General features: G+C 41.9%; 15 protein-coding genes. All 15 read right to left on the bottom strand.

Going from position 1 to position 14,701, the window contains the following annotated elements:
* Positions 1-8: 8 nt before the first annotated feature.
* The 15 genes from TY87_RS10805 to fliO all read right to left on the bottom strand — a co-directional run bounded on the left by TY87_RS10805 (position 9) and on the right by fliO (position 14,699).
* The gene (locus tag TY87_RS10805) at positions 9-782 is read right to left on the bottom strand and encodes a ParA family protein (RefSeq protein WP_072841273.1); all 774 of its coding nucleotides are present in this window, start codon (positions 780-782) and stop codon (positions 9-11) included.
* 69 nt (positions 783-851) lie between these two features.
* Entirely contained in the window at positions 852-1,670 is an 819-nt protein-coding gene (locus TY87_RS10800; RefSeq protein ID WP_072841272.1) for an OmpA family protein, read from the bottom strand.
* On the bottom strand, positions 1,663-2,400 hold the full coding sequence (locus TY87_RS10795) for a flagellar motor protein (protein WP_072841271.1): 738 nt from the start codon (positions 2,398-2,400) through the stop codon (positions 1,663-1,665). The genes TY87_RS10800 and TY87_RS10795 overlap by 8 nt, the downstream gene beginning before the upstream one ends.
* Entirely contained in the window at positions 2,400-3,464 is a 1,065-nt protein-coding gene (locus tag TY87_RS10790; protein WP_100187087.1) for a protein-glutamate methylesterase/protein-glutamine glutaminase, read from the bottom strand. The genes TY87_RS10795 and TY87_RS10790 overlap by 1 nt, the downstream gene beginning before the upstream one ends.
* A 26-nt stretch (positions 3,465-3,490) precedes the next feature.
* Entirely contained in the window at positions 3,491-5,740 is a 2,250-nt protein-coding gene (locus TY87_RS10785) for a chemotaxis protein CheA (RefSeq protein WP_100187086.1), read from the bottom strand.
* Between the two features lie 12 nt (positions 5,741-5,752).
* Positions 5,753-6,541 carry a protein phosphatase CheZ gene (locus tag TY87_RS10780; protein ID WP_100187085.1) on the bottom strand — a complete coding sequence of 263 codons (789 nt, stop codon included), beginning with the start codon at positions 6,539-6,541 and terminating at the stop codon, positions 5,753-5,755.
* Between the two features lie 9 nt (positions 6,542-6,550).
* Positions 6,551-6,931, bottom strand: a complete 381-nt coding sequence (locus TY87_RS10775; RefSeq protein WP_012071097.1) for a chemotaxis response regulator CheY — start codon at positions 6,929-6,931, stop codon at positions 6,551-6,553.
* Between the two features lie 54 nt (positions 6,932-6,985).
* Positions 6,986-7,723: an RNA polymerase sigma factor FliA gene (locus TY87_RS10770; protein WP_072841268.1), complete on the bottom strand. Its 738-nt coding sequence runs from the start codon at positions 7,721-7,723 to the stop codon at positions 6,986-6,988.
* A gap of 96 nt (positions 7,724-7,819) precedes the next feature.
* A complete protein-coding gene (flhF, locus tag TY87_RS10765; protein ID WP_100187084.1) occupies positions 7,820-9,103 on the bottom strand; it encodes a flagellar biosynthesis GTPase FlhF in 1,284 nt (427 codons plus the stop codon).
* 101 nt (positions 9,104-9,204) lie between these two features.
* Positions 9,205-11,322, bottom strand: a complete 2,118-nt coding sequence (gene flhA / locus TY87_RS10760) for a flagellar biosynthesis protein FlhA (RefSeq protein WP_100187083.1) — start codon at positions 11,320-11,322, stop codon at positions 9,205-9,207.
* 37 nt (positions 11,323-11,359) lie between these two features.
* A complete protein-coding gene (gene flhB, locus TY87_RS10755; RefSeq protein WP_072841265.1) occupies positions 11,360-12,496 on the bottom strand; it encodes a flagellar biosynthesis protein FlhB in 1,137 nt (378 codons plus the stop codon).
* Positions 12,489-13,244, bottom strand: a complete 756-nt coding sequence (gene fliR, locus TY87_RS10750; protein ID WP_269777510.1) for a flagellar biosynthetic protein FliR — start codon at positions 13,242-13,244, stop codon at positions 12,489-12,491. The genes flhB and fliR overlap by 8 nt, the downstream gene beginning before the upstream one ends.
* A 26-nt stretch (positions 13,245-13,270) precedes the next feature.
* A complete protein-coding gene (fliQ, locus tag TY87_RS10745) occupies positions 13,271-13,540 on the bottom strand; it encodes a flagellar biosynthesis protein FliQ (protein ID WP_012071103.1) in 270 nt (89 codons plus the stop codon).
* Between the two features lie 2 nt (positions 13,541-13,542).
* A complete protein-coding gene (gene fliP, locus TY87_RS10740) occupies positions 13,543-14,280 on the bottom strand; it encodes a flagellar type III secretion system pore protein FliP (RefSeq protein WP_072841263.1) in 738 nt (245 codons plus the stop codon).
* Positions 14,277-14,699, bottom strand: coding sequence for a flagellar biosynthetic protein FliO (gene fliO, locus TY87_RS10735; RefSeq protein WP_232617107.1), 423 nt, complete (start codon positions 14,697-14,699; stop codon positions 14,277-14,279). Before fliO ends, fliP begins: the two co-directional genes overlap by 4 nt.
* Positions 14,700-14,701: the final 2 nt, after the last annotated feature.

Genomic DNA, 14,701 nt, shown 5'->3' with positions numbered 1-14,701 from the left:
AACTGTTACTATCCCGCTGGGTTCAGCAAAGAATCCATCAGACTTGCGTAAGCCTTAATTCCTCGAGCATTAGGATCCAGTGCCGAAGGAGCAATACCTGCTGTACTGGCATCTCTTAACTTCGTGTCCACTGGAATCACCGAATGCCATACCAACTCTTCATAGGTATCTTTCAAGCTACGTAAGCTTTTATTGGAAGCCTGAGTACGGCGATCAAAAAGAGTTGGCACAATCAAAAATGGCACTGGACGTTTTCTTGCCCTGTTTATCATGGTCAATGTTCTGACCATTCTTTCTAAACCTTTTATCGCTAAGAACTCAGTTTGTACAGGTATCACTAGTTGCTGACAAGCCGCCAATGCATTAATCATCAACACACCAAGTACAGGAGGGCTATCGATCAACACATAATCGTAGTCATCCCATAAAATTGCCAGTGTTTTAGAAATAACCAACCCCATACCACCTTGAGCTTGGGCATGACGCTCTAACGTTGCCAATGCTGTAGATGCTGGCATTAAAGATAAATTGGGATGGCCTGTTTCTAATATTAACGATGCAGGTAACTCTTCTGGAATTTTTCCAGTCGCCTGAAAAAGGTTGTAAGCACTCTTTTCTATAGAATCAGGATCAAAACGAAAATAACTCGTCAGTGAGCCATGCGGGTCAAGATCTATCATTAATACCCGATGACCAGCGTCAGCCAACAACCCTGCTAAAGAAACTACTGTGGTCGTTTTACCAACGCCGCCTTTCTGATTCGCCACTGCCCAAATGTGCACTCTGACTCCCCTGATACCCTATGCTGTTATTTTGCTTACGAATTCCTTGCAATCATATACAGTAACACGCTATTGAAACAAGTAATCATAGAGATTATCAGCCTCACGCTTACTAATTCGCAAGATTACACGGCGATTTTGCTGACGAGCATAATCATTTGTGTTTCTTACTTTAGGATGTTCGCTAGAAAAACCGATTGGCGCGATCATTTTTGGGTCCACCCCTCTATAAACCAGCTCATCCACAACAGAGGAAGAGCGCAAACTAGACAAGTGCCAATTCGAAATTAAACGTCTTGAATTAACTGGCAAGTCATCCGTATTGCCCTCAACCAATATCACTGAAGGATGCACCTTTAGAATGTTTGCAACTAGGATTAATAAGGCGACAGCTTCATTCGTTAAATCGTACTCCCCTTGACCAAACAATAAACCAGACTTCAACTCCAAACTTACCCAATCTGCTGATTCAGTGACAGATATTTGACCTGATGCATGTAGTCCTGAAAATTGATTTTCTACGACTTGACTTAATAATGCGTAAACAGCAGAGGAGTTACTCTCCTCTATCGTTGGAGGCGCAGCAGGAATAGGTTTCGTTTCAACCACTTCAATATCTTTTGGCTCCCCAACAATAGGTTCGCCAATATTAATAGGCTTAATCGACTTTTGAACAGCATCGAAAACACCATGAAGGGTTTCTTTAAGGCGTTGTTCATCACCTGAGTTCTTTAATGAAAGGGAATATAGCGCCACAAAAAAAGCGAATAACAGAGTAATGAAATCAGCATAAGAAAGTATCCAACGGTCTCGGCCTTGTGCACCAGATGGTGGTGACTTAGTCACCACACGACGACGCCTCGATACCCGAGGTGGAGTATCACTCATAAGTATTAAGCTCTAACTCTAATCTGTATGGATGCTTACCTGTGGCAATACCACAAATACCATCAATAAGTAGTTGATGGAACAGAAGCTCTTTATCAACATAACCAGTTAACTTCTTAGTAATGGGAAAAATGACTAAGTTGGCAAAGCCTTGGCCGTAAAGCGTAGAAACGAAAGCGACAGCAATACCATGCCCTAATGCTTCTGGACTATCTAAATTCGCCATAGCTTGAATCAGACCTAGTACCGAGCCCATAATCCCTAATGTGGGCGCATACCCTCCTATTGATTCAATAAATGACACACTCTTCATTCGTTTATCATAAATACGAACAGCATCATCATGAAGTCTATCAGCCAATAAATCAGGATCAGTACCATCAATAGCCATTTGCAAGGCTCGACTCGAAAAACGGTTATTCAACGCCTCAATATCAGACTCTAAAGCAAGCAAGGAGAGCCTTCTAGCTTTATGGGCAAGGTTGTTTATCAATGCGCGGGCGGAGTTGAAATCATAAACAGGAGGGAAAAGGCTCCACTTAATCAAAACAAGAGCACGAGCTGCCTCCTGAATACTACTTTGAATAAGTGTAGCGCCAATACTACCAACAATAACGATGATAGCGGAAGGCAGGTTAAGAAGAAGGATTATCTCGCCTCCTCCTAACCAGTTAGCTAGAAATACGGAGCTGAAAGCAATTAATAGTCCTGCTAAGGTAACAAAATCCACTAGCCAACCTCACGTGCAATGCGCTCACCAATATGCTCTAAGTCAATAATATCATCCGCTAAATTAGCTTTTTCTACTGCCATTGGCATACCGTAGATCACACAAGACTCTTCACTTTGAATCCAGACTCTCGAACCTGAATTCTTTAGCATACGAGCACCTTCGCGACCATCAACACCCATACCAGTCATGACAACAGACAGTACTTTTCCCGGATAACATTTTGACGCCGAACCAAAAGTAACATCTACAGAAGGTTTGTAGTTTAGACGCTCATCCCCATCAAGAATACGGACACAGCCGCCATTTCGAGGGTCAATCATCATTTGCTTTCCACCCGGAGCTAATAAAGCAACACCAGCTTGCAAACGATCACCGTCTTGCGCTTCTTTTACTGTAATCTGGCAGATATTGTTTAACCGCTCAGCAAAAGCTCCAGTAAATGCAGCTGGCATATGCTGAACCAACACGAGAGGCGCCGCAAAGTCTTTAGGCAATTTGCTTAATACCGCTTGCAAAGCCATAGGACCACCAGTAGATGTGCCTATGGCAACAAGGCTCACTCGCTTTCTCACACGCGGAATAATAACACCACGGTCAGTTACGATAGGCTTGGGAGCCTCACGTGGAGCAAGCGCAGCAACAGGTCTTCTATCACCTGCAAATCGAGTTCTAGCAACAGCCAGTACCCGATCAACCAATGCACGCTTAACTACAGCCGAATCACGAGAGATATCCTCAAAGTTCTTCGGCATAAAATCAACTGCACCGGCCTCTAGAGCATCTAGAGTAACCTTTGCTCCCTCATGAGTTAATGAGGAAAACATAAGCACAGGCGTTGGCTTAAGCTTCATAATATTGACTACAGCAGCGATACCATCTAACACAGGCATCTCATAATCCATAGTAACAACATCAGGCGATAAGGATTGAACCTTATCTATCGCCTCCCTTCCATTATTTGCAGTACCAACAACGGTTAGTCTAGGATCGGCTTCAAATATTTCGACAAGACGGCGTCTAAAGAAACCTGAATCATCAACAACCAGCACCTTAACAGGCATATCACATCCCCTAAATGAAAAACTTATTACCTAGATGCGTAACACTTAAGCATACTAGGAACATCCAGAATCAATGCAATACGACCATCACCTGTAATTGTTGCACCTGCCATACCAGCGGTACCTTGCAACATTTTACCTAATGGTTTTATAACCACTTCTTCTTGACCAACCAATTGATCAACAACAAAACCGACTTCACTCATGCCCACTTGAACAACAACAACATGAGCTTCAGTAGGTAAATTGTCTCGGCTATTCCCCTTAATTAACCAATTTTTCAGATGAAATATTGGTAAGGTTTTACCTCGAATAACAACAACTTGCTGGCCATCAACCACGTTAGTTTTCTTCAAGTTGAGATGAAAAATCTCGTTAACACTTACTAAAGGAAAAGCAAATGCCTGATCAGATAAAGTCACCATTAGAGTTGGCATAATTGCCAGCGTTAATGGCACTTTTATGATAAAGCGAGACCCCTGCCCAAGAACTGACTTAATCTGCAATGTGCCATTTAGTTGCGAGATTTTCGTCTTAACAACGTCCATCCCTACACCACGACCAGATACATCAGTAATTTCTACTTTAGTAGAAAAGCCTGGAGCAAAGATTAAGTTAAACGCTTCTTCATCAGACAATCTATCCGCTGCATCTGCATCCATTACCCCTTTTTCAACAGCTTTTCTTCTAAGCAGATTAGGATCCATACCAGCACCATCATCTTCGATGGATAGCAAGATATGATCACCTTCCTGTTCAGCAGACAGAATTACCGTCCCCATTCGAGGCTTGCCGCTCGCTTCGCGAACATCGGGCGCTTCTACACCATGATCTACAGAATTACGCACCAAGTGAACTAAAGGATCAGCCAATGCCTCAACTAAGTTCTTATCTAGATCGGTCTCTTCACCACGAAGAACAAGGTTAACCTCTTTCTTCATATTACGAGCAAGATCTCGAACAACTCGTGGAAAACGTCCAAATACTTTTTTGATAGGCTGCATACGCGTTTTCATTACCGCGTTTTGCAGATCACCAGTCACAACATCTAAGTTAGCAACTGCTTTCCCCATCGACTCGTCTTCACTTTGAAGCCCCAATCGAACAAGGCGGTTTCGAACTAATACTAGCTCACCCACCATGTTCATTATGTCATCTAGACGTTTAGTATCTACGCGAACCGTTGCCTCTTGGGTAACAGGTGCGTTAGCCGTTTTCTCTTTAACGCTATCAGCTTCAGGCTCTGGAGCCTTAGGAGCAGGCTTCGGAACAGGTTTAGGTGCTGGTTTTGGCTTAGCAGATGCTGCTTTAGGCTCAGGCTTTGCAGTAGGAGCCTCTGCTTTTTCTGCTCCACCTTTACTTTGTAAGCTATCTAAAAGAGACTCAAATTCATCTTCAGTAATTAAATCAGATTCTGCACCTGCACTAGATGCCGCAGCATTAGTATCAGCTTTAGATTTGTCTTCTTTTTTACCAGAAGCTGGAGTTTCGCCATGAAGCTTATCAAGTAGCTCTTCAAACTCGTCTTCAGTAATTTCGTCAGAAGAAATAGCGCTTGAATTAGTACTATCTTCTGGACCATCATTAATTCCAGGCGCCCCACTACCATGAAGTTGATTCAGCAATGCATCAAATTCATCTTCTGTAATTTCGTCGTCCGTTCTTGGAGCAGTTGATACGCCACTTTTTTCAGTACTATCGTCAGATGAAGTATCACCCAAGGCATCTAGTAAAGATTCAAATTCATCGTCAGAAATATCGACAGATTCATCTGCTACAGAAACTACGTCTTCAGTTTCTTCAACATCAGTATCATCTTGCTCTTCGGCAACATCTTCAACTTCATCTAACTCTTCATCAGCAGCACCTGCAAGTTCTTCTGCAGTTGGAGGCTTCGCATACACACTAAGTGCTGCAATTAACTCTGGTGAAGCACGTTCAGGCTCACCGCCAGCACGTACTGCATCGAACATTTCATTTACAGCATCAAGAGCCTGTAAAACAATATCCATCAAATCAGAATCTATTTTACGCTGACCGTTTCTTAAAATATCAAAAACGTTTTCAGCATAATGGCAACAATCAACCAAAGCAGTTAATTGTAAAAATCCAGCACCACCTTTTACAGTGTGGAAACCACGAAAAATCGCGTTAAGCAGCTGCTTATCGTCTGGATTTTGCTCTAAATCTACCAGTTGTTCGGAAAGCTGTTCTAGAATTTCACCAGCTTCTACCAAAAAATCTTGTAGAATCTCTTCATCGACCTCGAAACTCATCCTCAGCTCCTTCTAGAAACCAAGACTTGATAGCAAGTCGTCTACTTCGTCTTGACTATTCAGTACTTCAGGGTTGTTTTGTTTATTAATAGCTGGGCCATGTCCACGAGTGTCATCGTGTTCAGACTCTTTCTCTTGGTGTTCAATCCCCGAGATACTATCAACGCGTCCAGCAACAGCAACGAGATGCACAAGTTTTTCTTCTACATCTCGAATTAAATCATTCACTCTAGCGATTACTTGACCCGTTAGGTCTTGATAACCTTGCTCTAGAAGAATTGTGTTGAGGTTTGAATGCAAGGTAGTGGCACTGTCATCAGCATAAGACAAAAAGACATCAATACGCTTATACAAGTCTCTAAATTCTTGAGGTGTTAAGTCTCGCTGAATTAAGCGACTCCAGTCTTTTCGCAGTTCCCTTGCCTGACTCTGTAGTTCACTAGCCACAGGAACACTACTGTCCACCATGTCCATCGTTTTATTGGCAGCCGCACTAGTCGTTTCAATAACATAGTTCAGTCGATCAGAAGCATCAGTTATTTTAGTAGCAGAATCTTTTCCGCCTTCGCCGACAACTAAGTCAATTGAGTCAATCTGAAAATCACGAATAGCATCATGCAGACTTCGAGTTAAAAACCCCACTTCGTTATAAAAACTTTTATGACGAGCTTCACTTAACTCTTGGATGATTTTAATAGCACCACTGAAATCACCGACTTCAATGTGATTTAAAAGCTCTACAGCACCATCTTTTACTAGGTTTTCAAATTCCACTAGTCCAGATCCCAATACATTTGACATCTAATTTCCCTATTTGGCAGCGTCTATTCGTTCGAATATTTTCTCAATTTTTTCTTTGAGAGCCACCGCAGTAAAAGGCTTAACTACGTAACCGTTCACTCCAGCCTGAGCTGCAGCAATAATTTGGTCACGCTTTGCTTCTGCCGTTACCATAAGAACTGGAATGCTTTTCAACTTTTCATCAGCACGAACTGCACGAAGCAGCTCAATACCAGTCATGCCAGGCATATTCCAATCAGTAACAAGAAAATCAATTGTTCCAGCTTGAAGTATAGGCAACGCAGTTGTTCCATCATCAGCTTCAACTGTATTGGTAAACCCTAAATCCCGTAATAAGTTTTTAATGATTCGTCTCATTGTCGAGAAATCATCAACAATCAGGATCTTCATGTTTTTATCCAATGCAACCTCCACACCCCAAAGGTAATATTCCACAACTCATAATTAATCTCGCCAATCGCTTAATCGAGCTCGTAATCGCATAGCCGCTTGACTATGAATTTGACTGACTCTTGATTCACTGACGCCTAATACAGCACCAATTTCTTTCAAGTTGAGTTCTTCATTATAATAAAGAGACAAAACCAACTTTTCTCTTTCAGGTAAATCATCAATTTCTTTTGCTAATTGATTTTGAAAACCACCCTCCTCTACTAGCGAATAAGGTGCATTTTCTACCTCAGATTCAATACTGTCTAAATTATTTGTATCAGAGTCTAGCATTTCTTCATAGCTAAACAACTGGGTCGACATGGATGAATGAATCATTTCATGATATTCATCCATACTTATATTCATATGAGATGCCACTTCCATATCAGACACCTCTCGACCTAACTTGGCCTCTAATTCTTTAATCGCATTAGCAACAGCTCTTCCATTACGTCGAACAGAACGAGGTGCCCAATCAGTTTTTCGCACTTCATCCATGATGGAGCCGCGAATTCGAATACCTGCGTAAGTTTCAAAGCTAGCACCTTTAGTCGACTCAAACCGTTTATACGCCTCAATCAACCCCATCATGCCAGCTTGAATTAAATCATCGACATCCACGCTATCAGGCAAACGCGCTAATAGATGATAAGCAATTTTCTTTACCAAATACCCATACTGCTCAACAATCGCATCAATCGAAAGCGTCGCTTTTTTAGAGTAAGTGTTATATCCATTTTTGGTCTGCATAAAATAGTCTAAGCAACCTTTACCATTTAAGTTAGTTGCGCTAACTAACTGTACTACATAGTTTGGCGCAACGCTTTCAGTAATAACAAAATTTTACTAACTACCATACTTTAGTGACCCATAAAGCTGACTGTAATGTTCTGCAGTATATACAGCCCTACTAATCAAGTTATGCGCCCTAGCTGGCTCGATATCATCAGGAATTCTTTGTCCATCTGCTATATATACAACAGGAAGACCTTCCTCAATAACTACACTAATAGCCTCACCAAGTGAAGCAGATTCATCAAGTTTACTTAAAACACAGCCATCTAATTGAACTTGAGAATAAACATCTACAACTGTTTTTAATACTTGTCTTTGGCTTGTACATGGTAATACTAGTAATTTTTTAAGACTTGCTCGCGCACGCTTCATCATTAAAAGCTGTCGCTCAAGATTTGAATCTCTTGGGTTCATGCCTGCAGTATCAACAAGCACTAAAGAATAATTAGCGTATTTTGCTAATACTTCATTTAGATCTGAATATTCATTAACCACTTCAACTGGCACATTTAGAATACGGCCAAAAGTTCGTAATTGCTCATGCGCTGCAATACGATAGGTATCAGTAGTAATTAAAACAACACCCTCAGAACCATGTTTTAAAACATGCTGAGCAGCAATCTTACCAATCGTTGTTGTCTTCCCTACTCCGGTAGGCCCCATGAATGCTATGCAGCCTCTAAGTTCTGAAGAGCTAGAGCGAATAGGAATATAATCTGCCAAATGAGCCAACAACCGGTTCCAGTCATCTTCACGGCCTTTTAAATCAATATCGTCAATCAACCTAGAAACAACAAAATCTGATAAGCCTAAACCTTTTAATTTTTCGCGGGCACGTAGCTCAACTGCATTTTCTTTTGCTTCGGATCGGCTTTCATTTTGCTGACGCTGCTCGAGCATAGCTCGAACATTTTTCAACTCAAGTTCCATGTCTCGTAATTGCTTAGCACTATCACTATTGCGAATAGACAAAGCTTCCTCAACTGCAGGATCTTCTCTGTCACTTGACAAGGGTGGCATTTCAAACTGTGCTGTAGGACGTTTTTCAGAATATGAAGGTGAGGAAACCTGAGGCGGCGTCTGCTGCTTCGCTCTTTCTATGCGCTCTAAATAGTCAGCACTTGGGTCAACATATTGTTCAGAACGAGGCGCAGATGACCGTTTAGAAGTCATACTAGAAGGCAAGGATCCATCATAATCTAGAGCAGCAACTATTTCTATCTCACCGGTAGGCAGACGTTGATTTGACAAAATGACCGCATCAGGGCCTACAGCATCACGAACCTTCCGTATCGCTTGCCGCATGTCAGGTGCTCTAAACCGCCTAATTTGCATGAATAACTTAATCCTTCCAGTTTATTTTTCTTACAAATCCATAGCTTACCCGAAAGATTACAATAAATATAGATACAATCCATCACGTTAATAGGTAGATCTTATTGACCTATAACACCCACCACAGTAATGCGTTTATGATCTGGCACTTCTTGATATGAAAGCACTGACATATTCACCATACCATAACGCATAAAACGCGCCAACATAGGACGTATAGGCGCTGACACAATTAAGATAGGAGTATTTCCCATTGCTTCTTGCTGCTCTGCCGACTGCCGCAACGAAGCCTGCAACTGTTCGGCCATTTGCGGCTCTAAAATCAGTGCTTCTTCATTTTTAATACCAGACTGCTGACTTTGCTGAACAGTCTGCATAAGCATTTTTTCCAATTTAGGTTCTAGCGTTAACACAGGAATCTCTTCAACGCCATCCGCCAATGTCTGAATAATCAAGCGAGATAATGACGTCCGCACCGCCGCAGTCAATATCATTGGATCTTGAGTTTTCGGCTGCACTCCCATAATCGACTCCGCAATAGTTCGCATATCTCTTAAAGGAACACCTTCTATCAATAAGTTCTGCAACACCTTCAGAAGAACACTCAACGGTATAGTATTTGGCACCAATTCTTCAGCCAATTTAGGATTATATTGCTTCAACAAACTCAGCAACTGTTGAACCTCATCATGACCAATCAATTCATAGGCATGCTTATGCATAATCTGGTTAATATGAGTCGCAACCACAGTACTTACATCGACAACAGTATAGCCATAAGTTTGCGCCTGATCCCTTTTCTTAGGATCAATCCAGACCGCATCCAAACCAAACGATGGATCTTTACCCGCGATACCATCAATCGAGCCAAATACCTGCCCAGGATCGATTGCCAAATCTTTATCTGGATGAACTTCCGCTTCAGCCAAACTCACTCCCATAAGAGTTACCCGATAGGCATTCGGCATCAAGTCTAAGTTATCTCGAATATGTACACTTGGTACTAAAAAACCCAAATCCTGCGATAGCTTTCGACGCACACCTTTGATTCTAGCTAACAACTCACCACCCTGGGTCTTATCCACCAAAGGTATCAAACGATAACCCACCTCTAAACCAAGCATATCAACCGGCGCAACATCATCCCAACTAAGATCTTTCACTTCTGCTGGCGCAGGATTATCAGAGGAAGTCTTACCGGTACTTTTTGGACCTGGTTTAGGCTTCTGTTTCTTTCTGTACTCAAGAAAATAAGCAAGACCACCCAAACAAGCCGCCAACGATAAGAAAGAAAAATGCGGCATACCTGGGACTATTCCCATAATAGTCATCACACCAGCAGCAACATATAAAGCCTTTGATGACCCAAACATCTGACGAACAATCTGGGAACCCATATCGCCCGTTTCATTAACACGGGTCACCATAATTGCTGCAGCAGTCGACAGCATTAAAGATGGAAGCTGAGCAACCAAACCGTCACCAATAGTCAATAACGAATAACGCTCAATGGCTTCCGAGAACGAAAGATCATGCTGCGCCATACCAATGGATAAACCTCCAATTATATTGATACCGAGAATAAGCAAACCAGCGACAGCATCCCCTTTTACGAATTTTGAGGCACCATCCATAGAACCATAGAACTCAGCTTCGGATGCAATTTCTGTACGACGCTGCTTAGCCTGATCAGCATCGATCATGCCCGCATTTAAATCAGCATCAATAGCCATCTGCTTACCCGGCATCGCATCCAAGGTAAAACGCGCACTTACTTCCGAGATACGACCAGCACCCTTTGTCACTACGGCAAAGTTTATGATCATCAAAATAGCAAACACAACAAAACCAACAACGTAGTTACCACCGATAACCACTTCGCCGAAAGCCTGAATCACCTTACCAGCAGCATCACCACCTTCATGACCATTCAACAAAACCACACGAGTAGACGCCACGTTAAGAGCCAACCTCATTAACGTAGACACCAACAAAACAGTGGGGAACACAGCAAAATCTAAAGGCCGCATTGAATAAATAGCAACCAGTAAAACAACAATGGCCAAAGCAATATTAAAGGTAAAAAGAACGTCTAATAAAAAAGCGGGGATGGGTAAGATCATCATCGCTAAAAGCGACAACAACAAGATAGGAATACCTAAATTCCCACTAAAAATACTCTGAACCTGCCCAGTAAGCCGACCGCGGTCAAAATTCACACGACATCCTTATTGGAAGAATTACTACAAAACATGATTAACTACCGTCCCACTGAAATTCATCAGGCACATCTAAGTTTGGCATCGTTTCTGGGCGCGGCGCTCCCATACGAGCGTTACGCAGCTGATATACATAAGCCAATAACTGAGCAACCACTTTAAATAAACCTTGAGGTATCTCATCACCAATCTTAGTGTGATGATATATCGCCCTTGCTAATGCGGGCGATTGTATCACAGGGATATCATAGTGATTGCCGACTTCACGAATTTTCAATGCAATAAAATCGCCACCTTTTGCGAGCAGCACTGGAGCAGCACCACCCGTTTGATCATACTTCAGGGCCACAGAGAAATGCGTGGGGTTAGTAATAATAACATCGGCACTTGGGACATCAGACATCATTCGATTCATTGCCGCTTGACGCTGCATCTGACGAATTCGACCTCGCACCAAAGGATCACCCTCTTGCTGCTTGTATTCATCTTTTACTTCCTGCTTGGTCATTTTTAGTTTTTCTTTATGTGACCAAACTTGAAAAGGCACATCAATCGCAGCGATCAGCGCTAAAGCAAGCGTAACAAAAACAAAAGACCAAATAACGATATCAATACCATGAGTAATAGCCAGCTGCATCGATTGAAAGGTTAACCCGAGCATTTCTGGTAAAAAGTAATTTAATACTACCACGGCAACAAAACCGACCAACGTCACTTTGGCAATAGACTTAAAAAGCTCCACCAAAGATTGCACCGAAAACATTCGCTTCAAACCTGCTATTGGGCTCATTTTACTAAGCTTTGGAGTCAAAGGCTCCCAAGAAAAATTCAACCCTCCCAAAGCAATACTGCCAACAATACCAGCAACAGCTAAAACAGCCATCAGCAGAACCATAGAGTCCATCATAGCCACAACAGACTCGTATAGATGAAAAACCATACGACTTAAATCAAAAACATCCGCCCGCTCGACCAAAAAATTAAAATCAAATAACACAGCGAGATCACGAACTAGTAGAGTCCCCGTTCCGTAAATAGTTGCCGCAGCCACTATTAGCAAAAGGGCAGAACTTAAATCTTTAGAACGAGGGAGATTACCTTTATTTCGAGCATCCTGAAGCTTCTTACTACTGGCACTCTCCGTCTTTTCGCTACCGTCTTCATTCTCAGCCATTTAAACGAATCCCCCACGTATCCTTCATCCAATCAATCATTTCTGCGAAAAACAACAAATAGATGTTTAAGAAATCATCCAACATAATCCAGAAAAAGAACAAAGAAAATAGCATTATGATTGGAAAACCCAACGCAAAAACGTTCAATTGTGGCGATGCCTTAGCAACCACACCAAAAGACAAGTTAATTACTAATACAGCAACAGCTAAAGGCAACACGATGAGTAATGCTTTTTCAAACATCCACCCACCCAGCAACACTAGCTGCCAATAACGCTGACTGTCAAAACCACTGCCAATAGGCCAATAATTAAAACTTTCAGCCAAATACTCTATCATAACCAAATGGCCATTCGTCCCAAGGAAGGCCAACGCCACCATCGATAAATAATACTGACCAAGCGTCGCAACCGAAATACCATTAGCAGGATCATTAGACATAGCAAAACCCAAGCCAGCCTTCATTGCCGCCAACTGTCCAGCCAGTGAAAACAACTGAAACAAAATAGTGACAACAAAACCCAACACAAAACCAATCACTAATTGCTCTGCAATCAACACAATATAAGCAGGAGAAATAGGATCATAATTAGGGACATCAATAACAGGAGTGATAATAATGGCAACAAGAAAGGAAAACGCAATACGCACTCGCGGACTAACTAGACGACTACCAAATAAAGGCAGCGCCATAAAAAAAGCGCCTATGCGAAAAAAAGGCAAAAGAAAACTGATCGTCAAGCTCATCAGTTGATCTGGATGAAGCTCTAACATCAGCCTATTATCATAGGAATATTAATAAATAAATTAGTCGTGAAATCCATTAACTTCATCAAGATCCACGGTCCCAATTGCATGATGACTAAAATAGTAACAATCAACCTCGGCAAAAAAGACAAGGTTTGCTCGTTAATCTGTGTTGCAGCTTGAAACACACTTACAATCAAACCGACGATAAGACTGGGCACCATCACAACGCCAACGATCAAAACAATTAAGTAAAAGCCTTGTCCATATAAATCTAACACCACTTGAGGATTCATAATTAAATCCCGAAACTCGCCGCCAAAGTACCCATAATCATAGACCAACCATCAACCATGACAAAAAGCATGATTTTAAAAGGTAACGATATAATGATAGGTGACAACATCATCATACCCATTGCCATCAAAACACTCGCCACCACCATATCAACAATCAAAAATGGAATAAAAATCATAAAACCGATCTGAAAGGCGGTTTTAAGCTCACTTGTCACAAATGCTGGCATCAGTATGGTAAATGGGAGCGTGTCCATTGACTGAATAGTACCTTCCTTGCCTGCCAATTTAACAAAAAGAGCAATATCGTCCTCTCTTGTTTGCGCCAACATAAAATCTCGCACAGGAACAGATGCAGCTTCAACAGCCTGAATCGACGTCATTTCTTCTTTTAAATATGGCTGCAAAGCCACTTCATTCACCCTATCCAGCGTCGGCGTCATGATGAACAAGGTTAAAAATAACGCCATCCCAATCATAATCTGGTTAGAGGGCGTTTGCTGCAAACCGATGGCTTGACGCAAAATAGCCAACACAACAATAATTCGAGTGAATGCTGTCATCATCATCAAAGCCGCCGGTAAAAGCGTCAATGCGGTCATGATAAAAAGAATTTGCAACGAAACAGTGTAGTCTTGACTACCATCGGCATTCGTTACGACTTTTACCGCAGGCAACCCCACTTCAGCCCATGAGAAAGCAGGAAACACTAACGACAAAAGCAGAACAAAACGAATCACAAGATATCCCCATTGCTCTTATTGTCAGTAGAGTTTTCCCTATCAACTTCCTCCATCATAGAAGCAAACGATGCAGCCTTAGACGGAAAACTTCGCAGATTACTAATAGAATGCGCAGTGACACCAATTAGTAAACGCTCCCCTTCCACTTCAACAAGCATCAGCTTCTCTTTTGCTCCCAAAGACTGGACATTCACTATTTTAATATCTGACTGCCCCAACTTCATTTGAGCAAATTGAAAGCGTTTCATTAACCAAAGACAAGCAGGTATAAAAGCAATAACAAAGATTAAAGAAATAACCACCTTCCAAATAGAGGAAGTAGCAGACATTTCTTGCACACCTACAGCATGCAAATAGGGAACGGCCATGCAAAGCATGGCCGTGAAGACATAACGATTAAATAAAGAAAAAATCAATT

The sequence above is a fragment of the Marinomonas sp. BSi20584 genome, from assembly GCF_002792415.1.
In the GTDB taxonomy this organism is placed as follows: Bacteria; Pseudomonadota; Gammaproteobacteria; order Pseudomonadales; family Marinomonadaceae; genus Marinomonas; species Marinomonas polaris.
This window is presented reverse-complemented; position numbering and strand designations above follow the sequence as displayed.